We start from the raw sequence: 22,329 nt of genomic DNA, 5'->3' as shown, positions 1-22,329 counted from the left end.
AGAATAAGTATTTGCATCATATGCTCAGCTTTTAAACGAAAAAATAGGATTGTTATTGTTCAGCAATAAAATCGAGATTTTTTCCCCATGCTGGACCCTCATTTCTTCCGGTCGTATTGGTCAATTGTATCTTCTGTTTCGTTTCGAGGTTGATTTTCCAAATATTATATACTCCTTTTGTACCTGCGGTATAGACCAACCACTTTCCATTTGGTGACCATTCAGGAGAGTAGCATTCGATTGTATCATTCGTCAAATTATATAAATTGCTTCCGTCCGAATTCATTATGAATATATCCCAATGATTATTCTTTACCCCGTAAAAGGCTATTTTTTGGCCGTCTGGAGAAAATTTGGCACCTGAATCATAACCCTCCTTATTTGTTAGTCTTTGTACATTGCTTCCGTATGAATCCATAATATGTATTTCCCCATTGGCGGCGTGAGAATTGTCAGTAGAGTCCCTCAACTGACGTGTGAAAATAATTTTCTGCCCATTGGGAGACCAGGCTGGACTTTCTTCGTAGAATTTGTTTTGGGTTAGAGGTTTTATATTGGAACCATCTTTGTTCATCACATAGATATTTCTACTCAATGAATCTCTTTCGCTCATAAATAAAACGAACTCACCATCAGGGGAGGGAGCAGGAAGCACATCTGCATAGGGATGATCTGTTAAGCGATTTAGTTTCTTTCCTGTGGTATCTACACTATAGATTTCAGCATTACCATCTCTTTTGGAATAGAAATATAGAATTGAACCATCGGAGGACCAAGACGGACTGAAATCAAGAGAATCATGGTTTGACAAATTTTGAAGATTTCCTCCATCAATATCCATCAAATAGATTTCAGCATTTCCATCCCTATCTGTTACGAATGAAATTCTCTCTTTTGCAGAATTGCGAGATTCAGTATGTTGTTTTGAATCTTTACAAGAAACAATCAAAAACAAGATCACTATTATTAGATGTTTATTCATGTTAGGTTTTACTTACTGCCAACATTCCCCGTAAAGGGGAGTTGGGTGTTTCAACATCTAATTTAGCAATTACAAACCAAATAGAATTCTGATCCCGATCCCGATAGCTATCGGGATCGGGGTCGGGATTCAGAATGAGTAAGAATAAGTATTGACGATTCCAGGGTTTTATGCATTCGTTTTAAATCCAAAGGATCCATCGATTTGATTGTACTTTGTGAAATTCGGATGCGACACTTTTAATTATGCTTTAAGATCAAGTTGTCGCCTGTGTAGATTCAATCTGTTGGATCATTTTAATGATAGGTTCAATACTGGCTTTGTCCATATAGTCAAATCCTCCACGTTCTTCCTTTCTTGATTGTGGGTCAGGGTTAAAGAGCGAACCAATCCACAAGATGATTCGGATCCACCAACTGACTTTACTATGGTCTAACTTGCCATGAAGGGGCACATGCTCCATCTGTGATAGAAGCCCAGATGGGAGGGAAGCGGCAACCCATCTATTGAGTTTGGCACTTGCCCCAGCACCGGAAACCGAGAATAAAACCTTTGACCTGCCTTCTAGCTTGTCCAAATTTGCTTTTGTCCATTTGTTGATGGTCAGCCTAAAATAGATAATAGAACTGCCCAATATTAAGAACTCGTATTTTGATGGATCGGCATTGGTATCTTTGATATTGAATATGGGTAATCCAGTAGCTTCACTGATCCATTTAGCATATTGCTCGGTACTGCCGTACTGTCCTGAGTAAAAAATTGCTCCGTTCATACTATTAGATTTTATTATTGATTACTATAATTCTATAGGCCATGATGGTGCCCTTTGCAATCAACCCGGCTAGGCCTGCTCCGATTACTACCGTGTTATATTTCATTCTTTTTGTTTGGTGTGGGTACTATTATTCTTGTTTATCGTTTCAGCGGTATAAACAGCGGGAATATCCCATGCTTCCTTAATTTTTCCATCAAGAATTCGCCAAACCACCACGGCATCAATTACTAATTGCTGACCATCTAAAGTCATGCTATCTTTTACATGTGTAACCACTAATTCATTGCCCATTGGAGTAATGGACAGCGGGGTGACCTTGAATGTCCCTTTAGTTTGACCTGCTATTTTCCCAAAAAACTCCATAAACCCTTCCTTGCCGAGGTAATCACCATGCATGTCCGGGAGCATGGGGTTATAATAATGGAAAATGATATCCTCAGCGATAATATTGATAGAGGCAGAAATATTGTTGGGGTTAAACTGTTGTAATACGGCAACGTTTGGATGTATAGTATTCATGATGGTCCGCTTTTTTAATTTGAATTCATATTAAAGAATGTTAATGAATCTCGTTTCAATGATCTTCTGCTCTGTAACTAACAATTAATGTTACAGTAAATTGAAAGCCCAGTAAAGAGTCGTGGGCCGCTTGAGTATTTGAGGCACGGATAAAGGCCGAAATGTTAAGAGCGTACCAATATTCACTACATATTCTTTGAATTATCTTATAGATTTATAAATAAGAGTAAGGATTGGCATAGATGAGATGAAACTTCTCTTCAATGACTGCAAGACTGTTTTTTGTTATTACTAAACATATAGCTCCGCTTAGTCTGTCCTCCATGGTATTTAAAATTCAGAACTAATTTCAATAGATTATTATCTAATTGCAATGACTTTGGTCAGACCATTAATTACTATTAAACATTTTACGTCCAATTCCATTTACGGTAGTCGCAGGCTTCGGTAATTTCTAGTGGATTAGGGTGTAGTCGTCCAAAGAGTTTTAAGGACGCGGAATTTGCAGTTTTTTTTTATGTGTTGTGTTTTTTATTCTGGCTTATTTTCTTCTATTCGCCATGGCGGGTTCAGTCTGTTTTCCCCACCATAAAATAATATCAATTGATTTCCGTCCAGGTCCTTTAATCTCGCTTCTCTCCACAACCATCTTTGGTCCGTTGGCTCTTGGTCAAATTCAATACCATGTCTTTTCATTTTTTCAACATGTTCGTCAAGATTCTCGCATTCAAAGTATACATGAATACCGTCTCCTTTTGGTAGTTCCTCCGTTTGATGGATTGAAAAAGTGGCGTTCCCATCTGGGCATTCAAATCTTGCGTAATGCGGTAGTGCTTGCACTATCAATTTAAGTCCTAACTTTTCATAAAAAGGAATTGATTTTGTCAAATCCAATGACGGAATAGTTACTTGATTTAAGTTCATAGTTTTATTTAGTTTTTCATTGGAAATTGGCGATTTATTTTGTTTTTCTCCCATATGGCCGACCCAAGGCTTCTGTTAGTAAGATCCACTGAATTATGGTTGCTGCCACAGCAATTTTTACTAGCCAATTAAACCCACTGCCTAACTTAAAAAACAGCAGTGCCACTGGAAATAGTAATAGAGCAATAACCAGAGGCTTCCAATTAAGCTTTGACCAATCGAATAATGGAATTAAATGCGTTCCTTTTTGTTCTTGAACCACTAAAGCAATGGTCAAGAATAAAAACAAAATAAATGGAACTAGAAGCCAAATAAATGAAATTTGGATACCCCAGGTATCGAACGAAACTGGGGTGTTGGACTGTAAGCTGCCATAAGCAATAAGTCCTGTAAGCAGTATGTTCCAGCTAATTATCAGTATGTGATAGAGGATCCTGAATTTGCCACGTCCTTCGAGATAAAAGACAAGTAGAGCAATTATTACGATGAGGGGAGGTAGCCAATAATCTCCCATAAATCCTTTTCCGCCGAAATTGAAAATACCCCAGGTTGAAATTTCAGGCTTTAGCAATATTCTCATGGTAGTAGTCCAAAAAAAAGTGGTGGTCAATACATTCCAAATCAGAACTGGTAACCTAAGTGGAGCTTTTATTATTTCCATACTTTTTCCTTTTTAAAGACGCATAACGGTTCAGCTAAAATCAAGTCGGCTTAATCAACTACCAGGAGCAGTCGAGTTATTGGCATCCACATATTTTTTAGATTTATCTTTTTTGTCCAAATCCCAAGGGATGCGATTCTGTGTTCTTATAAAGATACCCAAAACATTCAATAGCCTCCAAGCCGTGGTTTTAGTAAAGGGGTTTTGTGTTTAGCGTTTTCCCATCCTTTACATCGGTATTATATAAGCCCAACACCCTATATAAATCCGTTGAATCATTTAGTGGGTAGAAATATTCCAATTGCCATTTTTGAGTGCGTTCTGCCTGTTTGCTTTTTACAATATCCCAAGATGGATAAACACGGAAGGCTCTTTTTCCTTCTTTCTTAGCCGTTGAGAGTATGCCTTTCTTAAGAAGTATGGTTTTGGGAAAAACAAACTGTCCAAATTCCTCGTTGGCGCGAACATTTACCACATAAAAATCAAATCTATCGGACTCATCGAAGGGATCGATTGGACCATCTCCATTTCGTTTCCAGAACGTCACAAACTGACCGACCTTTTTTGGGGTGATTTTAGCAGTTCTGCTTATAATTTCTCGTCCTCCTAGATGATATTGGCAAGCACCATACTCCTTGCTTTCAGGTTCCATTTTGAAGTCCGAAATATCAAGTGCACATTTTTTATAGACTTCCGTTTCTACTAATGCTAGATTACTGTTCATTTAATTTCTATTGCTCCATTAATAAAAAGGAGCACTATTTTTTGCATGTCACACTCAATAGAATCCCTATAGTTTTTGGGCATCCGAAGTAGGGTGAGATTAAGTTTTTAATTTTTCGGTGATATCAACCGTTATTGGTTTTCAGAAAGTTGTTTTAATTTCGTTAATCCGAGATCGAAATCCTCACCTATGGCTTCTTCAATATCCATAAACAATTGCATTAAATTAAACGGGTAGGGCATTTCACTATCAAATCCCCAGGTAACGATTGTATTATTGCCTTCTGGTTTTAATTCAATAAATCCTTTCGCTTCACTTTCGTAAGGGGTGTAAAATTTTAAATCTGTTGCAAAAAGATTGGGTTTGTCAATTTTAGTGATTGTTTGACTTCCTTTTCCCACTTTTTCATGGTCGCTCTCCCAAGTAACTTTGGCACCTATTGTTCCATCTGTTCCAGATAACTCTTTCTTCATGTTTGGGTCATATTCCATCCAAGGACTCCATGTGTCAATAGCTTTCAGACTCTTTGTGTTTTCCCAAACTTCTTCTATGGGTTTGTTTATTGTAATTGATTTTTCGTAATGAAAGTCATTCGACACAAAAAGTGCTACAATTAATAGTAGTCCAATAATTACAAGGAGTCCTATTCCTATTTTCTTCACTATTCTCATTATTTCTTGTTTTTTTGTTCGTAATCTTTATGTTCTTATAATTCTGAATTTCCCTGAACTTATTAGTTCATCCAAAGTATCATTTCTAGGAAAATATTCTGATAAACTTAACGATATATTGTGTGGGATATTAAATTCATCTTCTGTTTTTAGTTAAAAGTTGTTTATTTAAATGTCTAAAGAACATTATCATGCTTGTCTATTGTTATTTCAGCGTGGCAAGCTGGTTCATTCGTTACAGATTTCGACTAGACGATTTTTCAATGGCCTGCTCTATAAAGAATTTTATCATTGAAGAGTAGATTGATTTCTCTAAAGATATTATAATTAATTAACTAGCAGGATATTGCACTATAGAGGATAATGGCTAGGTAGTTATCTTAGGAATTGTTAGTAGGTATTGTTCCTATGGCTTCAAATCAAAAAAGCATCATTTAACAATATCACGGCCAAAGGCCAGGGTTTCAATTTTTATGTCTTAACTTGTTGGATGAATTTGAAGGAAAAGTCTGGTTTAAAACGGCAATTGGGAGCCGGATCACTAGCTATCAATGCCATAAACTTGACCATCGGAACCGGAATATTTATTTTGCCTGCCTATGTAGCAGGTTATTTAGGTGCCATGAGTTTCCTGGCCTATCTATTTTGCTCCCTTTTGATAGGTTTGATTATGTTGTGCTTTGCTGAGATGGGTAGCAAGGAGACGAGTACAGGAGGCGCATATGCCATGATTAAAGATGCCTTTGGTCCTTTAGCAGGTTTTTTGTCAAATACACTCTTCTGGTTGGGATATGGTATTCTTTCAGACGCAGCAGTTCTAAATATAATGGCAGATATGTTGGGTATCTGGTTTCCTTCCTTTACCGAGTATTGGTTTCGAGCGGTTTTTATTTTTGTTGTTTTAGCGGTATTTGCCATCATAAATATTCGTGGGGTGAAATCTGGAGTCAGAATGGTGGCCATACTGACCATCTTAAAGCTTACTCCCTTAGTACTACTTGTGCTGTTAGGACTTTTCAGCATCAATTCCGAAAATTTGGCTATGACCGCGCTTCCCGATGTTACTACTTTTGGCGCTGCTTGCCTATTGCTCTTTTTTGCTTTTGGAGGCTCAGAATCAGCACTGAATATCAGTGGGGAAATGAAAAATCCAGGAAGATCCATTCCACGTGGGATTTTCATGGGAATTGCTGGAATTTTGGTCATTTACCTGCTTATTCAATTTGTGGCTACAGGCGTCTTAGGGGCAGAACTGTCCCTATTTAGAGAAGCTCCCCTAGCCGAGGTGGCCATTCGCTTAACAGGTCCGATTGGTGGCACGATATTGATTGCTACTGGAGTAGTTTCTATGTATGCGGTAGTAGGCGGTGATATTATGGTTACATCTAGGTTGCCTTTTGTTGCTTCAGAAAACGGATTTCTTCCTAAAGTGCTGAGCAGCGTTCATCCAAAATACAAGACACCACATATCGCTATTATTTTATATTGTAGTATCATGTTCCTAATGGCTATAAGTGGAGGCTTCAAAACATTGGCCATCTTGTCTAGTTCTGCAGTTCTAATAATTTACCTTGGCGTAGTATTGGCTATGTTTAAAAGTAGGTTAAAGCCAGATTTGGCTAATCCTCCTATGTTCAAAGTGCCCGGCGGATTGTTTGTTCCAATTCTTGCGTTAGTAGTTCTAATTTGGGTACTATCCTATGTTCCTTTTAATGAATATATAGCTATTGGTATTTTCTTTATGGTCACCACCTTGTTCTATTTCGGCTTTGCGTGGTGGAAGAGGTCAAAAAAGCCTGTCATTGAGCCCCAATTGAAAAAGAAGCATTAAAGGAACTAATATCTCAACACAAAAAATCAATACCAGTAACACTCAGGATATGAATAGTGGACTAGGATAATCGATAGGCTTGTGCTACTATGATGTACTGCCTATGGTCAGATACTATTGTTTTTCTCCATAAATTTCTGATTCTGGATGAAAAGCTAGCCATGCAAAAGCAAAGTGATTACTATATCTTTCAGGTACTAATTCCTTTCCTTTCATACTTCCCTGTATGCATCTACCTGTAATGTCCCAGACACTTCCTGTTTCAATATCGATAAAATCGTCATCAACTTTTTTAAATGTAAGGGTTCTTCCATCTACAATGGATGAGAACATGGTAGCTGACCCAATTGCTTTGGATTTTGAGATCTCATATTTATCCAAAACCGAAATAGTTCCTTTTTTATGGAATATCACAATATTCCTATCGTCAAAACGGTCGTTGATTACCCCCATTTTAGCAATGATTGAAAAAGGATATATTTTATAACTGTTTTTACCCTCCAAGTCTATTACTCTTTCCATCGGAGGAAGGCGATTATCTAATTTATCTTGATCAAAAAAGCTTGCCCACGGTTTATTGCCTAAACTATCATAGTTTGTGTACGGATTGGTCCCGTATCTTTCTTCTGCTGCTGTACCCGTTTTTGGAGATAATATTTTTCCGCTTGGGTATCTTTTAAAATAATCCTTGACTGAGAGAACCATGGAAGGAATAACATCTAATTCTACCCCCTTTAAATCTCCAACTAATCCAATCCCCGTCAATTGTTGCCACCAAGTTTGAGTTTGCTTATCGGCCATTATCATATCACTATTTCGAAGCATTCCTGATACTTCAAATTCTAAAACATACTGTTGTCCCCCATGACCTAATCTTCTATCGTAGACTACACTTGAATTGCACAATGGACAAAAAGTGGGTAAAATTGGAATTCCTCCTAGACTATCATTGGAGATTTCATGCATGGTCAGCATGTTTAACGGATAGGCTTTTGATTCCCCATTTATAGTAACTGAAATTACGGGTTCATGCTCATAGAAACGATCAAGGCCTTCTGCTTTACCTATAAAATTAGGATAATCAATAGTAGGGAAAGTCTGTCTTGGAACTGCTACTGTAATTTCGGAAAGCTCAATATTTCGTTTAGTAGTATCAGTCTTCCAAGTGTAGGGGATATTTTGCGGGTTTTTTAATTGCGCTGAAACTTCACAAAATGGGAATCCCAAAAGTGATAAGATCAGAAATAATGTAATCGTGTTCTTCATGGTAAATTGTTTCAATCGTCATAACTATAAGTAATTATAAAAAACCATGGTGATAGGTAATTTTTAATTATCAGCTTGATAAGGATTCTTTACCTCAATATTTAAAAAAGCAACCAATTCATTTTCTTTTGTCCTTTTTAAGTCCGCTAAAAAATGTTGGTCACTGCCTTTACTAAAGTTTTTCCCCATGTAATCGGTGTATTGCTTAAAGTGAATATCATAAGCTTCGGGTTTTGCTCCAAAAACCGTTGTATGAATATGCCGATTGTCATTAGCACTACCATAATCTCCTGGTAAAATGGTTTCAATATATATCTGCCCTTTTTCGTTAGTCCATGCCTGTCCACCTAATCTTGCCGTTGACTCGTCAGTAGGGTCGGTTTGATCATAATTCCCAAAGGTAGAAGTGTGGTAAAATTTCACCAATTGATCTGGGAGAATACTTTTACTTTCTTTATCAATATAGGTCAAACAAAGTTGAAGTTTTTCTCCGGGCTCATTCTTATCGGTAATATACAATCTACTTTTGCTCTGTAATTTTTGGAAATTAATGAGCGTATTATTTTCAATTCCAGATACCTTGCCAATAGTTCTATCTATAGCGCAACTGACTAGAGAGATAAAAAAAATAATCATTATGAATCGCCCCATTTTTGGTCTGGTTAAATTACTTACAACGATCTTGAATAAGTTAAGTTGGGTATTTACAACATCTAATTTACCAAATATATAGCGAATAGAATTCCGATAACCTTCTGGAACGGGTCCGGATGCTTAGTTATGCTGGTTAGCAATTAATAATACAGAGTTGACCCTTGATTAATTTAACCTATCTCAATTTTGATTTTAAGTGTTCTTTGATAATATCCAACAATAGATTTATCTGTTCAAGGTGAGTTCTAAATTGCACTACTGCTATCCGAATCCAAAAGACATCATTTATGTTCGTAGATGAAAGAAATATACGACCATCATTTTGAATCGCTTCAATCAAATTTCTGTTGAACAAATCTGGGTCTTCATTTTTGGGAACATACCTAAAAATAGCCACAGAAAGTTCCGGTTCCGGTCCTACCTCAAACCCTTCTATTTTTTGAATTTCCTCATAGAAATACTTAGTTAGGTATAGTTTTTCTTCCAATGCGGCTCTAAAAGGCTTTAAACCAAATAATTTTAATGGTAACCACACCCTCATTCCTCGAAAGTGTTTTGTCTGTTCTGCTGATATATCTGCAGGTGAAATTTCATCCTCCTTACCAATTACATCTTGCATATAATCTGCTAAGCAATGATAAGCCTTTAATAAATGTGCTTTATCCTTTATAAGTATAGCTCCCGTTCCGTAAGGTAGAAAAAGCGTTTTGTGAGGATCCAAGGTAATAGAATCTGCTTCTTTTATGCCTTTAAATTTTGAGTCTAATTCATGCACTAACTTAAAGAAACCTCCATAAGCTGCATCTACATGAAGCCATAACTTGTGCTCTTTTGCAATTGCAGCAATAGATTCTAAAGGATCAATAGTTCCTGTATTAGTGGTTCCAAAAGAAGCATTGATATAGAATGGGATTAAACCATTGTTTTTATCTTCAATAATTGAATTTTCTAAATGAACTGGTGAAAGCTTTAGATTTTCATCTAAAGGGATATATCTTAACTGAGCTTCGGACAACCCTGAAATTCGGATAGCTTTTAATATCGAATGATGTGCTTGTTCTGAAAGGTAAATTACGCATCTTTCAAAATCTCGAGCTTTGATGTTATGGACTTCCCTAGCTGTCACCAAGGCCATTAAATTAGCAATTGATCCTCCAGAGGTTAAATTGCCAATGGCATTATCAGGATAATCCATTAGACGACACATCCATCTAATAAGCATGTTTTCTAAACGAACTGCTCCTGGCGCAGCATAAAAGACTCCTGCATAACGATTACTAACTGCTGCCATGTAATCTCCAAGTGCAGAAGGATAAAGTCCCCCACCAGGAATATAGCCCATATGTCCACCTGAAGCAGGGTTTATACCCACCTTGTCAATATTTTTTGTTGTGCTATCTAATAATGCCGTTAATTCAACAGCTTGTTCTTCAATGTCTAACTTGTAGATCTCCTTGCCATTTTCTTCAGATTTGATATAGGCTTTGGAAGTTTCTAAATTGTTTATGAAGGTATTTGAATAACCCAAAACCTCAGAATTCCATTTTTCTCTTTGACTCGCTTTTGGATCTAGAAGTCGTGATAATTTTTCTAACTCCTTAATTTTGTTCATCATAAATAGGTGAATTTTCAAACTATTATTGCATTTATTTTTTGTGACTAACGGACACGGCCATAAGTGGTTGCATTGGTTGGGCGCCTAATTTAGCAAATACAAACCGAATAGATCATGATAGCCATCTGGACTCGCCGTCCTATAGTTATCGGGATCGCTATTCTTAAGTAGGTTAGAACTATCAATTAATTATTAAGGGTGTTGGCAGTGGTAATTATTTTAACCATTTGTCAATTCATAAAAAGTGCGTGCCATGGTTATTCCTTGATTTCAATTAAAGGATCTGCGTCAACTAATTCAGGAAAGTCGGGTATTAGGGCATAACTTCCTTCTATCGAACCCATGCACTCTTTGCCAGTTATTTTATCTATGAAGTATTCGCCAAACGCCGTTTCGTTATTTATGTAAATGCTGTACATCTCGGGACCTTCAACAATAGCATTGTTAAAACCTACGCGTGGTAAACCAAACGCTTTGATGATAAAATTAATTTTCTCTTGCTCTTCTGTAGTTGGAATGTAAAACGTTTCAAACCCCCGAAAATCAAATGGGGAGACCTCTCGGTGGGTTAGGTTAACCTCAAAATCATAATCCAAGTTTTCATCCTTTTTGTCAAGAGGGGTAAATTTGATTATTCGCCTGTAGTTAACGATTGTTTTTTCGGAGTTTTTCCAAACTGTGATTTCATACAATAGAGAATCGATGACAAATTCTGGATATTTGGAGGAAATGATCTGATTGGCTTGGTCTATAAGTTGATCCTTTGTCTTATTTATAACGTTTTCATTTTTAGGGATTATGTCATACAATGCATTCTGTTGAGCGTAACTTGATATAATAATAATGAGTATTAATAAAGTAAATAGCTTAGTCATATTAATTGCTCTTATTTCTGCTAACGTTCTAGGCTATGGCAAGAAGGGCGGCTACCTACCAAACATTCCCCAAAGCCCGTGTTAGCCACAGTTTTTTATTTACAGGTTCTCAACGATTTGAATGTTATTTCCGCAAGTATCATTAAAAACTGCGTATTTCCATGTTTCCATTACGGTTGGTTTTACACTAAAACCTACACCAAGTTTGGTCAATCTATCATATTCGGCATCAACATTGTCAACGTCAAATTGAGTGTAAGGGTAGCCTGCTTCCATCAATGCGTCTTGATAGACTTTACAAGGCTCAAAGTGATTAGGGCCAGGTTCCAATAATAATTCTGGTCCATCCTGCCACTCTGGTGAAACTAGGGTTAACCATCTATTTCCACCTCCCAATGGCAAGTCCTTCTTCTTTATGAAGCCCAACTTCTCTGTATAAAATTTTAAAGCTTTTTCTTGGTCTCGTACAGGAATGCTAATTAGTGTTACTTTCATATTTATTTTATTTATACTCCGAATTTTTAGAATTCCTTTGCTCTTTTTGAAATTCAGTAGGTGATTTTTTCAAATTGGTGCCAATGTGTTTGTCTATGGTTAGTGGCGTGTTCAAGTACCTAATTTAGCAAATAAAAATCAGATAGAATCCTGATCCTGATCCCGATCCCGACCCCGACCCCGATAGCTATCGGGACCGGGATTCGTTAACAGGCTAAGACTAGCAATGAATTATACAAGGTGTTGAAGCCAGTTTTTTCTATTCTTTGATTAATCCTGTTAATCAAGTTTCAGTTTAGTCAGAGAATTTGTTGAATTCTTTTTATTAACGTTTCACAAAATATTTTGAAACGGATTGCTCAAATCATCTGTTATCAAGCATTGAAAATAGACTGAGACATTCCTTTCACTACTTGAAAGTTTGCTCGGTAAGGAGTTCGCCAGTCTCGTTATAGACTTTCCAAGTACCATTCTTCTTGCCATGTTCGAAGCGCCCTTCGTCCCAAAGTTGTCCATTGGCATGATATCGCCTCCATTCACCGTGTTTATTCCCATTATCATCGAAGCGGCCTGTACCCCTAGGTTCGCCATTTTTGAAGAACCATTTCCACCGACCAACAATCTTCCCGTTTTTGTAGTTGCCAGATGACCGCAACTGTCCATTATTAAGAAAGTATTTCCAAGCACCTGACTTTTTCCCGTCCACAAATTCGCCTTGACAAGATATTAGTCCATTCTTGAAGAACAACTTAAATGGACCATTCTTTGGGTTTCCATTTTCATCGATTCCTGAGATATCTTTCATTGTATTTGTTTTAATTGGCTACAACGTGATTGTGTAAGATTAGTGGTGTATTTAAGTATCTAATTTAACAAATAAAATCAAATAGAATCCCGACCCCGATAGCTATCGGGGCCGGGATCGGGATTTGTTGTAGGCGAGTACTAGCAATGGATTATACTAGGTGATGTGCTTTCGTTATTGTAATAATATTAGTTTATTCTATTTTTTCTAATATTTTATCAATCTCTCGATTGGCATCTATTAATTGATTTTGATACCAATGCATATGCACAAAATGGTGATACATGTCATCCAAGAGTTCAGAAAGCTGTGAATCATTCAAGTTTTGAGTAATTCCAATTCGTCTTTCATGGCGATATTTTCTACTTAGATAATCCCATCTATCATCGCTGATTTTACCATTATCAATTAACCTTCCATATGTGGTATTATAAAGTTTGATAAGAGAACTTGAAATAACTTTGTCTTTATAGGAATTGATTTCATTCCCTGAAACGGCCGATTGAAAGGAGCCAGAAATTGGATAAAATGTACGCTGGCTGGTAAAATATATTTTAAATAAGGAATCAACTGCAATTTTATTCTCATGTTTGAATTCTGGTAATTCGGAGTTTAAATGATCAAATACATCAATTTTTGGTTTCTGTAGTTGTATAACAAGATTAATATATTCTTTATCCTTCTTTAAGTCAGTTTTAATGCCTTGTAAAAATTCCTTTTCGGCATTATTTTGCTTTCGAGATTGATTCCAATTGTTTATGCTAAGCGCAATTAAAATTCCTATTACTACAAGTATAATTTCTCCAATCGCATAAATAAGATATTTACTGAATTTATTTTCAGAGAGTAGTCGCTGGCGGATACTTCTAAAGAATTTTATCATCGTTGCCTGCTTTCGAGTTCACGTTCGATTTTACCTAATAAATCTTTCAATTGATTTTCAATGTCCGTGTACTTCCCAATCATAAATGATCTTACGAAGATATTGTTTCTTAGTAATCCTTTAAAGGCATCATCATTCATCAATGCATTGAAATCAATTGGGTATCCGCTCTGCCACATGGAATCAATTACAATCTTGGCATTGATTTGTGGAAGCATCTCATTCATTTGGATCTTGTTGTCGAAGTCGGATTCCAATCTTTTTAAATAAGGGTATCGTTCAGAATACAAGACGGTAATGCTACGTCTTAAGCTATTGTTTCTTATTAGGTCGAAACCAATAGAGTTCAAGTTATCATAGGCCGAGGTATTCATTGTCTGAGTGGTGCCTCCCCATAATCTACCATAATGCAATTTTAGTGAATCATGAAATGGATTCCTTGCTTCCAACTCCTGAAGAACTAATTTGTTTGAGATATGTAGCCGCTCATTTACTCTAATGTTATACTGGCAATCGATTAGGTCACTTTCAAGATTTTCTCTCATCTCAGCAAGAAGACTCAACTCCTGGGTTTTCGCTTTGCTATCAGAATTCCAATTGTTCAGTGCCAATGCAATCAAAATTCCAATAACGACAAGAATTATCTCGCCAATCGCATAAATAAGATATTTACTGAACTTATTTTCAGAGAGTAGTCGCTGGCGGATTCTTCTAAAGAACTTGATCATGATGAATGCTTTTGCGTTTTTCCGCAAGCGGCTATCTCCATCAAAGGTCTACTAGACCTTTGATTTTGCTTTGCAAAATTTTGTTTCGATAATCTAAAAAATTTTATCATTAGAGGTTGTTTTCTCTAAAGATATGATATTTAACTAAGTAGCCTGATAAAATAGTGGAGCACAACCGGTTTGTGTATGATTACTTTACTAAGAAATCCGCTTGGATTTCGGAGTGGGAATCGTACACACGCTAAAACACAAATTCCCCCTAAAAACAACGAAAACGTGCAATGTATTATACAAGTTGTCATGCTTTCGCTATTTATGGATCGGTATTGTCATTTTATATTAGATTCAATAAGTTCTAAGGTATCGATCAAATAGTTTAGAAATACTTTGTACGAATTTATAACCCACATATAGTTTAATGCATTATTAGATACTTGATTTTCAAATTCAAATGTCTTAATAGCCTTATTATAGTCAGGTTTAAAGCCAGAATTTGATATCTTTTGTAAATCAAGATCATCTTCAAAAATTAAAGGAACTGATAAGTTTCTTAATCTGACTTTGGTTGTTAAAGAGGGGATAAAAAAACCAAATAAATAGTCTCTGTAAATTACCATGTCATCTTGAGTATCAGTAAAATAATAAGACCAATTTGATATCTGTTTTCTCAGCGCAGGATCACGAATTAAATGGAGCGAGCCAGTATTTATTATTTCGTTTGTCGATCCCGTTATGAAATCAAATGACATCGGTTTATTGACGATTTCATTAATCAAATGATCAACTTCTGTCGGATTTATATCTTTATCATCTTTTATAATTTCAAGTAACATTGCAGAAGCTTGATAAGCCTCTTTAAAACGATTATAGGCGAGGTCTAGGTTGTCAATATTATTTTTAAAATCTATTTGAAGATTTTTTAAAATTGCCTGTTCTTTTGACTTTTCAATTCGACGGTTATTCCAATTGTTCACTTGAAGGGCGAGCAAAATACCTATCATTACAAGTACAATTTCGCCAATAGCATAAATAAGATATTTACTGAATTTATTTTCAGAGAGTAGTCGCTGGCGGATTCTTCTAAAGAACTTAATCATGATGTATGCTTTTGCGTTTTTCCGCAAGCGGCTATCTCCATCAAAGGTCTACTAGACCTTTGATATTGCTTTGCTAAATTTTGTTTCGATAATCTAAAAAATTTGATCATTAGAGGTTGGTTTCTCTAAAGATATGATTTTTAACTAAGTAGCTTGATAGAATAGTGAAGCGCAACGGTCTTGGTGAACGCAACTAGCGTGGAGTAAGGACGGCTTCTTGTCGGCTTAGTTGTTTGTTACTTGATGTCTAAAAAATAACTTTTACTTGAAAGCCCGCTATTTGCGATAACCGATGTTGGCAATAGTAGGTTAAAATACTATTTCTTCCTTTTAAATATTGGAAGAAAGTTTTTTAGAGTTTTAGTTAACTTCAATAAATCATTTTTTACCGAGTCTTTTTCAAATTGACTTGTCTTCGATTTAAAATCTTCCCAATATGGAGTTAGAAACGAAATATCCGATTTGATAGAATTCTTTTCAAATTCACTTGCTTTACTTTTTAATTCTTCTTGCAATTGGGAAATATGAATATCAATCTTCTTTGTTTGTGAAGAATTTTTCCAAATTTCTTTTATTTCTTGCCATTCTATTTTCTGTGTCATATTAATCTATTTTAGAAATTATACAATCTAATAGTTCTTTTCTAATTCGTTTCATTTTAACAGCAACATGATTTTCTGTTAATCCTGTAATTTTTGCTATTTCTTTATAGGGTAAGTCTTCTAAGGAAAAAATAACAAGGGCTTGATTTATTTTACTTAGTGTGTTTATGCATTCTTGAAGTGCCTTATATTTTTTCTCCAAATCTTGGTCTGGATAAATTGATGTGGGTTGAAAATTAATTGTTTCTAATCTCACACTTTTATTGTTGACCCTATTTAATTTGTTTTTAGAGCGAATGCATACATTCAATGTAATTCTATAAACCCAAGTATCTATACTAGATTTATTCTCAAACGTAGACAAAGCCTTCCATATCTGATAAGTTACTTCCTGAAATAAATCTTCTGGTTCAATTGGAGAAACAGCATAAATTTTACAAATTCTGTAGATCTTTTCTTTATTCTTCTCAAGAACCTGCTCAAATGATTGTTTTTCCATATTGTACAATTAAAGTCTTTCGACCCTCCATTATAGTTAGTTACAAGAATCGTATAAATATGACAATATGATTATAAATACTTTTGAAGATTAGATATGAAATGGAATTCGATGCTATTATTGCCTACGGTTAGGCTATGATTTCGTTGTGATGACATCTGCGAAAGCATTGGGCGAGTCGGTGCGTTGGCGTCGTAGACTTCTCCACTTATGAAACCAGGCCGTTTGTTGGTTTACTTTTTTGTTTTTTGCATGCTGCCACTATGGATTATAGCCCTTGTTGTGTGTAGTTTTTTTATTCTGCTATTCTCTTTTTTAAGTCCAATCTCTCGTGTAAAATCCTAGTAATTTCAACATAGCTTTCAGATAAAGTCCGATAGAAAATGATATGTCGGTTGGTTTGCATTCCGAGTAGACTTGGAGTAATACCATCATAGTTTTTTCCCAAAATCGGATTGTCTGCAATTTCTTGACAACTTGAAATCAACATTTCGTAATATTTGTCGGCTTGGTTTTCAGACCAGACCTCAAAAGTATAATCCCAAATTTTCGATAAATCTTCAACAGCTTTATTTGTCAATTTAAAATCAGCCATTCGAGTGCTTTTTTGCTTTTAGAGATTCAAGATGTTTTTTGGGGTCAAAATCATGCGCAATTCCGCTATCGATTCCATCCTGAATTGCGTTTTTTAATGCAATTACTTTACTTTCTTCTTCCTCTAAAAGTCTTAATCCAGCGCGTATAACTTCGCTAACATTTTTAAATCGACCTTCTTTTATTCGGCTTTGAACAAATTGATCGAAATAATTTCCTAGTGATATAGATGTGTTTTTATTCATTTTGAAACTTTTTACTCAAATATACCAAAAATTGGTATTTTCACCAAATTACACACAATGCCAAGGCTATGATTTCGTTGTGACGACATCTGCGAGAGCAGTGGGTGGGTTGGCGCGTTGGCTCGTAGACTTTTCCACTTATGAAATCAGGCCGTTTGATGGTTAATATTTTTATTTTTTGCATGATGCCACAATGAATTATCGCCATTGTTGTGCTTTCGTTATTTTTTTCTTTCAGTTCTGAATTTAGTATGTTTTTTATTTTGCTTATTTCTTCAATAGCTATTTAATTCATCGGCTATCAAACTTTTTAAATGTTCTGCATTTGTAATGAGCTGATCGCTTATATAATCCATGGAACCAGCACTTTGAAAAGAAATGTGCTTTATGTTTTTATTAAATTCGGCGTCTATAGCTATAGACCTCAAATCAAAACTTACTCCTATATTTGGTAAGAGGGGTTTAATTAAATTAGAAGCCTCAGGCATTCCATTAAGATGACCAATAGCCAACCTTTCGGTTTCCTTTAAGCCAAGATTATAGGTTGATAAAATTTGCCGATTCAATTCAACTTTTGATTGATAGTCAGCCAATGCTTTTTTAAGATTTTCTGATTTAATGTACGATAGTTTCCCTGAACTAATAATTTCAGTATAGGTAGGAAGCATTTGAGAATAGTCCATAATCCAACCTACCCTTGTAATGGCCGTAATAAATATTGTGGAATCTTCTACATTTTGATCATTCAGAGATTTGAGAATAAGATCTGCCCAATCTTTTCGAATCTTAAATAGATTTTGTTGGTCTTTCAGGTTTTTGATATTCTCTTCAATATCTAAGCTAAGATTGCCCAATAAAACTTTGGTTTCTTTATGTTCTATACGGTCTTGATTCCAATTGTTTATGGAAAGTGCAATCAAAATTCCTATAACAACAAGTACGATTTCTCCAATTGCGTAAATCAGATACCTGCTGAATTTATTTTCAGAGAGCAGTTTTTGTCTAATTTTTCGAAAGAATTTTATCATTGGTTAGCGGTTTCTGATAATGAAGCACAACGCCTAGGCTATGATTTCGTTGTGGGGAACGTCGTATACTTGCTCACTTATGAAATCAGGCCGTTTGGTTGTTTCTATTTTAGTTTTTTGCATGATGCCACAATGAATTATAGCCCTTGTTGTAGCATGTTTTTTAATTGTAATAGATTAATTCAATAATAGTTTTGTCTAAACTTCTTGCTTTTTCCCTTTCTATATCCACTACTGTTTCTCTAATTGTTTCTATTTTATGAGGTATACCAGGATTATAATAAAATTCATAAGTGTTTCTATCTTCTACCTTAAAAACTGCTGTTTCGAGTGCTCTTCCAATTTCTTTATCGTCAAGTTTCATTAGCACAAATAGTTGATTTAACAATTCCTTTGTGTCTTTTGGATCCATACTTAATTCTTGTTTTACAGTGCAATAGCTTTCTGTAAAATCCACGTTTTCAAAATAAAGTTTGGCTTGTGCTTTTATAGGATTACCACCAAACATATTTGGTAATGACTCTTCGTATATTATTGGTTCGGAAATGTCATATTCCAAGCCCATTAATTGATGAAAATATTGTAATTCTTTAACAACTAATTGTTCAATTCCTTGTTTCGAACTATAAATTTGTTTCAGCGGTTGCATTGCTGTTTTTAAAACATCTATTTGCTTTCCATTCTCCTCCCCTTGGAATGTAATAAGGTCGTCAAACATATTATTCATTATGTCTCCAACTTCTTTCCAATTCAGTATTTCAATGAACTCACCAAGTTCTGTAGTTTTATAAATTATTTTATTCAACTTGTATTTAGAAAATTTTTCCACCAATTTTTCTGGTATTTTATAAGTACTCCCTAGGTCGACTTCATAACTCCAATTAATAGTGTATGACGTATCAGTTGAATCGAGGACAGTGAAATTGGCAATGTAATTTTGATGTTCGTCTTTAGTTAGATTTCCGTCTTTCCATTTTTGTTTTATTTTAGAAACATTAAAATCATAACTATCTCCAATGGACCAATATGAAACAAATGCAACTTTGGATGAGTCAATTTGGCTATAAATCGGCGTAGAAAAAATTAATGCAAGTATTATGATTTTATATCTGTTCATTATTATGTTTAAATATGCTACAACGGTCTCGTATAACCGTCAGTTACGGGTTAAATTAGCGATTATTTTCGGTTTAGAACTAGCGCTCGCAATTCCGAGTGGATTCGGACGTAGTCGAATCCGCCGTAATTGCGGTTATACATTGTTGTACACCGTTTTTTTATCTCATATAATACAGATAAATCGCAAAATTTAAAATCCGAGACATATCTGAATCATTTATTTTATCATATTTTTTCAGGAAATCACCTTTCATTTTTTCATAATCAAAGTCAGTGAATTCCGCAAATTCCGATTTTGATGGAATGTAATATTCTGACTTATCATAAAGTCTAATCTCTTTGAACAAGTTGTTTTTTAGTTTTCTGACATAGTCAACTCGTTCCTGGTCATATTTTCCAAGTCCATAATACCTTAATTTCCGCTTAATCTTTTTTTCAGCTTCTTTTAGGTCACAAAAGTCAAATTCATAAGCTAAATCACTAAAGCAGACATAGTCATATGATTGTTCGCTTGTTTCTGCCATTATGATTGACCATTCATTATCTGTTCAACGTATTTTCTGTGATTTTTAAATCCGTTTTTCTCTGGATTTTCCAAGTCGACCATTCCGTCAATTCCAGAGTCATAAATTTGCCAATTATGTTTTTTGGCTAATTCAATTAGGGCATAAATTCCGTTTTCTCCATATAATGACAGCATAAAATTGCTCGATTGCTCATTGTCTGTAAAAAAGTCAATCGTAAAGCCAGTTCCGACAATTTCTCTATGGTTGTCTTTTTTATTAATTCGGTCAAAAGAAGATTCCAAAATTCCGCTAAAATCAGTCGATACCAATTGATTTTCGTCTAATTCAGCAACTGAATTTATCTTCTGTTTTGAATTAAAAAGTACAATGTCCCAACTCATTTTTTCGGTTTTTCTTAAATGGTGTACAACGCCTAGGCTATGATTTCGTTGTGGGGAACGTCGTAGACTTTCCCACTTATGAAATCAGGCCGTTTGTTAGTTTCTATTTTTGTTTTTTGCATAATGCCACAATGAATTATAGCCCATGTTACCTGCTTGCTTTTATTCTAGTTTTTTCAATTTCTTCTATTTGCTGTTTTAGGTTATCTCCCCAAAAATCGAACTTTTCATAGAATTGCAGACAGTCCTTAATAGATTTCAGTCCACTTAATTTTAGTAATATTTCTTTTTCAAAATCTTTATTTAATTCATTCGTAAAGTCATTCAAATCGGTATTGTCTTTTATCAAATAGCCAAGCCAACCGTCTTGTCGATATTTGTGTTTTTTTCTTGAATCAGACAAATATGCTTCTTCTCTTAGAATAGTAGCGAGGTCAAAATATGATGGCTTTTTCCTTTTAGAGTCAGTCATTTTTTCGGTAAGTCCTACTCCGATATTAAAACAAAAGCTCAATTCAAATTTACTGTTCCATTGAGAATTTTGAAGATTTATCAGAATGAAGAAGTCTTCATAGATTTTCCACCAGTTTTGGCCAGAAGTCCGAAATCCATCTTCTTTCAATTTAGGTTTCAAATAACCTTTTATGAATTCTATTTGCTTCTCTTTTGCGGTCATTTATAAGCTTGCAGGTAACGGTTAGGCTATGATTCCGTTGTTGAGATTTGATGTTAATCAAATCGAGCTTGGGATCATGCCGGTCTAAAGTACGAAAACTTTTGATTTGTAGTAAATATGCTAAATAATGGATTATAGCCATTGTTACCATATGTACTTTTTTAATTTTTAGGTAACACTTCTCTCCATTTTTCAGATTCAGCGAATTCCTTTATGGTTTCATTTCTTTTTAATAAAAGGCCGGTCATATATTGTTTTAAGAATAGCTTGTCAGCTAAACTGCCTAACAACCCAAGCGGAGATTGATATTCAAATACGTCTATCAATTCAGTCCCGTCATCAAGATCGTAAAATTGGTGTACGTGTTTGAAGTTTTTAAAAGCTCCTTTCACCATTTCATCTGTAAACAACTTTGGTCGAGAAAATTCGGTCACTTTGGAGGTAAGGGTTTGATAAATTCCAAAATGCTTGGCCCTCCATGTAACGGTTTCATTTAATCCAATTAAGCCTTCGGTCACGCCATCAATGGCCTCTTCATTTGTATGTTCAGTCGATATTTTGTGTAAATCGATACTCCTAGACAGGTCGAACACTATATTCTTGTCAGCTTTAATATATGTCCGCAATTCAATTCGAGGCATTTGATAGTATGTATGGTAACGGTTAGACTATGATTAGTTGCGGTGTGAAATCCGACAGGATTTCCGCCCGCAGACTAAACATACTAAATGAGCGTGGATTTTCCGAAGGGAAATCCGCCCGCAATTAATTATAGTTGTTGTTGTAAGTAGTTTTTTCTTTATTAATTAATTAAACTGAAAAATAGGAATATCGTTAATACTATAACAACCAGATAAAATACCAATTCTTTTCTTTTTTGTATACGTATATCAGTACGTATTTTCCCTTTTAAATCCTCCAAATCCGCATGACTTAATACGGGAAAATCAAATTCCGTCTTAGATGCAGTAGAACTATAATCCAAACTATTCCGGTCAAATTTCCCACTATTCTTGTCCTTTCTCGCCTGTCTTCGCGCTAAAGTTGCTTTGAATTGGGATAAACTACCATCTGCCATTTTTTAAATTACTTACAACGTTTAGGCTAAGAATCCGTTGTTGAGATTTGATGTTAATCAAATCGAGCTGGGATTC

The 22,329-nt window shown here is 35.2% G+C and carries 27 protein-coding genes; 1 reads left to right on the top strand and 26 read right to left on the bottom strand.

From position 1 onward, the window contains the following. Nucleotides 1-52: 52 nt before the first annotated feature. The 7 genes from ABXZ32_RS11005 to ABXZ32_RS10975 all read right to left on the bottom strand — a co-directional run bounded on the left by ABXZ32_RS11005 (nt 53) and on the right by ABXZ32_RS10975 (nt 5,256). Nucleotides 53-982: a TolB family protein gene (locus ABXZ32_RS11005; RefSeq protein ID WP_354618730.1), complete on the bottom strand. Its 930-nt coding sequence runs from the start codon at nt 980-982 to the stop codon at nt 53-55. Between the two features lie 256 nt (nt 983-1,238). Then, nucleotides 1,239-1,754 carry a flavodoxin domain-containing protein gene (locus ABXZ32_RS11000; RefSeq protein WP_354618729.1) on the bottom strand — a complete coding sequence of 172 codons (516 nt, stop codon included), beginning with the start codon at nt 1,752-1,754 and terminating at the stop codon, nt 1,239-1,241. A 102-nt stretch (nt 1,755-1,856) separates the two neighbouring features. Continuing rightward, nucleotides 1,857-2,276 carry a nuclear transport factor 2 family protein gene (locus ABXZ32_RS10995; RefSeq protein WP_354618728.1) on the bottom strand — a complete coding sequence of 140 codons (420 nt, stop codon included), beginning with the start codon at nt 2,274-2,276 and terminating at the stop codon, nt 1,857-1,859. A 531-nt stretch (nt 2,277-2,807) separates the two neighbouring features. Then, on the bottom strand, nt 2,808-3,200 hold the full coding sequence (locus tag ABXZ32_RS10990) for a VOC family protein (protein WP_354618727.1): 393 nt from the start codon (nt 3,198-3,200) through the stop codon (nt 2,808-2,810). Between the two features lie 34 nt (nt 3,201-3,234). After that, nucleotides 3,235-3,861, bottom strand: coding sequence for a hypothetical protein (locus tag ABXZ32_RS10985; RefSeq protein ID WP_354618726.1), 627 nt, complete (start codon nt 3,859-3,861; stop codon nt 3,235-3,237). 190 nt (nt 3,862-4,051) lie between these two features. Beyond that, complete coding sequence (locus tag ABXZ32_RS10980) at nt 4,052-4,585, bottom strand: MepB family protein (protein ID WP_354618725.1); 534 nt, start codon at nt 4,583-4,585, stop codon at nt 4,052-4,054. Between the two features lie 131 nt (nt 4,586-4,716). Beyond that, complete coding sequence (locus tag ABXZ32_RS10975) at nt 4,717-5,256, bottom strand: SRPBCC family protein (protein ID WP_354618724.1); 540 nt, start codon at nt 5,254-5,256, stop codon at nt 4,717-4,719. 490 nt (nt 5,257-5,746) lie between these two features. Here ABXZ32_RS10975 and ABXZ32_RS10970 point away from each other — a divergent pair, with 490 nt between their 5' ends. Continuing rightward, nucleotides 5,747-7,087: an APC family permease gene (locus tag ABXZ32_RS10970; RefSeq protein ID WP_354618723.1), complete on the top strand. Its 1,341-nt coding sequence runs from the start codon at nt 5,747-5,749 to the stop codon at nt 7,085-7,087. A gap of 114 nt (nt 7,088-7,201) precedes the next feature. On the opposite strand, the gene ABXZ32_RS10965 is transcribed toward ABXZ32_RS10970, so the two are convergent. The 19 genes from ABXZ32_RS10965 to ABXZ32_RS10875 form a co-directional block, all read right to left on the bottom strand. Next, a complete protein-coding gene (locus tag ABXZ32_RS10965; protein WP_354618722.1) occupies nt 7,202-8,353 on the bottom strand; it encodes a DUF3179 domain-containing protein in 1,152 nt (383 codons plus the stop codon). Nucleotides 8,354-8,416: 63 nt separating this feature from the next. Next, on the bottom strand, nt 8,417-9,004 hold the full coding sequence (locus ABXZ32_RS10960) for a dioxygenase family protein (RefSeq protein WP_354618721.1): 588 nt from the start codon (nt 9,002-9,004) through the stop codon (nt 8,417-8,419). Between the two features lie 178 nt (nt 9,005-9,182). Next, nucleotides 9,183-10,622 carry a pyridoxal phosphate-dependent decarboxylase family protein gene (locus tag ABXZ32_RS10955; protein ID WP_354618720.1) on the bottom strand — a complete coding sequence of 480 codons (1,440 nt, stop codon included), beginning with the start codon at nt 10,620-10,622 and terminating at the stop codon, nt 9,183-9,185. 257 nt (nt 10,623-10,879) lie between these two features. After that, nucleotides 10,880-11,497: a hypothetical protein gene (locus tag ABXZ32_RS10950; protein WP_354618719.1), complete on the bottom strand. Its 618-nt coding sequence runs from the start codon at nt 11,495-11,497 to the stop codon at nt 10,880-10,882. Nucleotides 11,498-11,596: 99 nt separating this feature from the next. Then, a complete protein-coding gene (locus ABXZ32_RS10945; protein WP_354618718.1) occupies nt 11,597-11,992 on the bottom strand; it encodes a VOC family protein in 396 nt (131 codons plus the stop codon). 409 nt (nt 11,993-12,401) lie between these two features. Next, the gene (locus tag ABXZ32_RS10940) at nt 12,402-12,797 is read right to left on the bottom strand and encodes a toxin-antitoxin system YwqK family antitoxin (protein WP_354618717.1); all 396 of its coding nucleotides are present in this window, start codon (nt 12,795-12,797) and stop codon (nt 12,402-12,404) included. A gap of 193 nt (nt 12,798-12,990) precedes the next feature. Next, complete coding sequence (locus ABXZ32_RS10935; protein WP_354618716.1) at nt 12,991-13,680, bottom strand: DUF6090 family protein; 690 nt, start codon at nt 13,678-13,680, stop codon at nt 12,991-12,993. After that, nucleotides 13,677-14,408, bottom strand: a complete 732-nt coding sequence (locus ABXZ32_RS10930; protein ID WP_354618715.1) for a DUF6090 family protein — start codon at nt 14,406-14,408, stop codon at nt 13,677-13,679. The genes ABXZ32_RS10935 and ABXZ32_RS10930 overlap by 4 nt, the downstream gene beginning before the upstream one ends. Nucleotides 14,409-14,737: 329 nt before the next feature. Continuing rightward, nucleotides 14,738-15,505 (bottom strand): DUF6090 family protein, encoded by a 768-nt coding sequence (locus tag ABXZ32_RS10925; RefSeq protein WP_354618714.1) that lies wholly within the window; start codon nt 15,503-15,505, stop codon nt 14,738-14,740. Between the two features lie 317 nt (nt 15,506-15,822). Next, nucleotides 15,823-16,107: a hypothetical protein gene (locus ABXZ32_RS10920; RefSeq protein ID WP_354618713.1), complete on the bottom strand. Its 285-nt coding sequence runs from the start codon at nt 16,105-16,107 to the stop codon at nt 15,823-15,825. Nucleotide 16,108: 1 nt separating this feature from the next. Beyond that, nucleotides 16,109-16,606 (bottom strand): RNA polymerase sigma factor, encoded by a 498-nt coding sequence (locus tag ABXZ32_RS10915; protein ID WP_354618712.1) that lies wholly within the window; start codon nt 16,604-16,606, stop codon nt 16,109-16,111. Nucleotides 16,607-16,901: 295 nt separating this feature from the next. Next, the gene (locus ABXZ32_RS10910) at nt 16,902-17,201 is read right to left on the bottom strand and encodes a type II toxin-antitoxin system RelE/ParE family toxin (RefSeq protein ID WP_354618711.1); all 300 of its coding nucleotides are present in this window, start codon (nt 17,199-17,201) and stop codon (nt 16,902-16,904) included. Continuing rightward, entirely contained in the window at nt 17,194-17,445 is a 252-nt protein-coding gene (locus tag ABXZ32_RS10905; RefSeq protein WP_354618710.1) for a type II toxin-antitoxin system ParD family antitoxin, read from the bottom strand. The genes ABXZ32_RS10910 and ABXZ32_RS10905 overlap by 8 nt, the downstream gene beginning before the upstream one ends. A gap of 275 nt (nt 17,446-17,720) precedes the next feature. Next, nucleotides 17,721-18,473, bottom strand: a complete 753-nt coding sequence (locus ABXZ32_RS10900; RefSeq protein ID WP_354618709.1) for a DUF6090 family protein — start codon at nt 18,471-18,473, stop codon at nt 17,721-17,723. Between the two features lie 163 nt (nt 18,474-18,636). Beyond that, nucleotides 18,637-19,590 (bottom strand): hypothetical protein, encoded by a 954-nt coding sequence (locus tag ABXZ32_RS10895; protein ID WP_354618708.1) that lies wholly within the window; start codon nt 19,588-19,590, stop codon nt 18,637-18,639. A gap of 160 nt (nt 19,591-19,750) precedes the next feature. After that, nucleotides 19,751-20,116: a hypothetical protein gene (locus ABXZ32_RS10890; RefSeq protein WP_354618707.1), complete on the bottom strand. Its 366-nt coding sequence runs from the start codon at nt 20,114-20,116 to the stop codon at nt 19,751-19,753. Beyond that, nucleotides 20,116-20,499 (bottom strand): hypothetical protein, encoded by a 384-nt coding sequence (locus ABXZ32_RS10885; RefSeq protein WP_354618706.1) that lies wholly within the window; start codon nt 20,497-20,499, stop codon nt 20,116-20,118. The genes ABXZ32_RS10890 and ABXZ32_RS10885 overlap by 1 nt, the downstream gene beginning before the upstream one ends. 148 nt (nt 20,500-20,647) lie before the next feature. After that, complete coding sequence (locus tag ABXZ32_RS10880) at nt 20,648-21,175, bottom strand: DUF4304 domain-containing protein (RefSeq protein WP_354618705.1); 528 nt, start codon at nt 21,173-21,175, stop codon at nt 20,648-20,650. Nucleotides 21,176-21,336: 161 nt separating this feature from the next. Further along, entirely contained in the window at nt 21,337-21,816 is a 480-nt protein-coding gene (locus ABXZ32_RS10875) for an SRPBCC family protein (protein ID WP_354618704.1), read from the bottom strand. Between the last annotated feature and the right edge of the window lie 513 nt (nt 21,817-22,329).

Origin of the sequence: Sediminicola luteus, assembly GCF_040566555.1 — a bacterium.
Classification (GTDB): Bacteria; Bacteroidota; Bacteroidia; order Flavobacteriales; family Flavobacteriaceae; genus Sediminicola.
The sequence above is the reverse complement of the archived record's forward strand: the minus strand, read 5'-3'. Positions and strand labels throughout refer to the sequence as shown.

Coding starts and splice junctions, on each gene's coding strand:
- ABXZ32_RS11005 (WP_354618730.1), bottom strand. CDS start 982: ATGAATAAACATCTAATAATAGTGATCTTGTTTTTGATTGTTTCTTGT.
- ABXZ32_RS11000 (WP_354618729.1), bottom strand. CDS start 1,754: ATGAACGGAGCAATTTTTTACTCAGGACAGTACGGCAGTACCGAGCAA.
- ABXZ32_RS10995 (WP_354618728.1), bottom strand. CDS start 2,276: ATGAATACTATACATCCAAACGTTGCCGTATTACAACAGTTTAACCCC.
- ABXZ32_RS10990 (WP_354618727.1), bottom strand. CDS start 3,200: ATGAACTTAAATCAAGTAACTATTCCGTCATTGGATTTGACAAAATCA.
- ABXZ32_RS10985 (WP_354618726.1), bottom strand. CDS start 3,861: ATGGAAATAATAAAAGCTCCACTTAGGTTACCAGTTCTGATTTGGAAT.
- ABXZ32_RS10980 (WP_354618725.1), bottom strand. CDS start 4,585: ATGAACAGTAATCTAGCATTAGTAGAAACGGAAGTCTATAAAAAATGT.
- ABXZ32_RS10975 (WP_354618724.1), bottom strand. CDS start 5,256: ATGAGAATAGTGAAGAAAATAGGAATAGGACTCCTTGTAATTATTGGA.
- ABXZ32_RS10970 (WP_354618723.1), top strand. CDS start 5,747: ATGAATTTGAAGGAAAAGTCTGGTTTAAAACGGCAATTGGGAGCCGGA.
- ABXZ32_RS10965 (WP_354618722.1), bottom strand. CDS start 8,353: ATGAAGAACACGATTACATTATTTCTGATCTTATCACTTTTGGGATTC.
- ABXZ32_RS10960 (WP_354618721.1), bottom strand. CDS start 9,004: ATGGGGCGATTCATAATGATTATTTTTTTTATCTCTCTAGTCAGTTGC.
- ABXZ32_RS10955 (WP_354618720.1), bottom strand. CDS start 10,622: ATGATGAACAAAATTAAGGAGTTAGAAAAATTATCACGACTTCTAGAT.
- ABXZ32_RS10950 (WP_354618719.1), bottom strand. CDS start 11,497: ATGACTAAGCTATTTACTTTATTAATACTCATTATTATTATATCAAGT.
- ABXZ32_RS10945 (WP_354618718.1), bottom strand. CDS start 11,992: ATGAAAGTAACACTAATTAGCATTCCTGTACGAGACCAAGAAAAAGCT.
- ABXZ32_RS10940 (WP_354618717.1), bottom strand. CDS start 12,797: ATGAAAGATATCTCAGGAATCGATGAAAATGGAAACCCAAAGAATGGT.
- ABXZ32_RS10935 (WP_354618716.1), bottom strand. CDS start 13,680: ATGATAAAATTCTTTAGAAGTATCCGCCAGCGACTACTCTCTGAAAAT.
- ABXZ32_RS10930 (WP_354618715.1), bottom strand. CDS start 14,408: ATGATCAAGTTCTTTAGAAGAATCCGCCAGCGACTACTCTCTGAAAAT.
- ABXZ32_RS10925 (WP_354618714.1), bottom strand. CDS start 15,505: ATGATTAAGTTCTTTAGAAGAATCCGCCAGCGACTACTCTCTGAAAAT.
- ABXZ32_RS10920 (WP_354618713.1), bottom strand. CDS start 16,107: ATGACACAGAAAATAGAATGGCAAGAAATAAAAGAAATTTGGAAAAAT.
- ABXZ32_RS10915 (WP_354618712.1), bottom strand. CDS start 16,606: ATGGAAAAACAATCATTTGAGCAGGTTCTTGAGAAGAATAAAGAAAAG.
- ABXZ32_RS10910 (WP_354618711.1), bottom strand. CDS start 17,201: ATGGCTGATTTTAAATTGACAAATAAAGCTGTTGAAGATTTATCGAAA.
- ABXZ32_RS10905 (WP_354618710.1), bottom strand. CDS start 17,445: ATGAATAAAAACACATCTATATCACTAGGAAATTATTTCGATCAATTT.
- ABXZ32_RS10900 (WP_354618709.1), bottom strand. CDS start 18,473: ATGATAAAATTCTTTCGAAAAATTAGACAAAAACTGCTCTCTGAAAAT.
- ABXZ32_RS10895 (WP_354618708.1), bottom strand. CDS start 19,590: ATGAACAGATATAAAATCATAATACTTGCATTAATTTTTTCTACGCCG.
- ABXZ32_RS10890 (WP_354618707.1), bottom strand. CDS start 20,116: ATGGCAGAAACAAGCGAACAATCATATGACTATGTCTGCTTTAGTGAT.
- ABXZ32_RS10885 (WP_354618706.1), bottom strand. CDS start 20,499: ATGAGTTGGGACATTGTACTTTTTAATTCAAAACAGAAGATAAATTCA.
- ABXZ32_RS10880 (WP_354618705.1), bottom strand. CDS start 21,175: ATGACCGCAAAAGAGAAGCAAATAGAATTCATAAAAGGTTATTTGAAA.
- ABXZ32_RS10875 (WP_354618704.1), bottom strand. CDS start 21,816: ATGCCTCGAATTGAATTGCGGACATATATTAAAGCTGACAAGAATATA.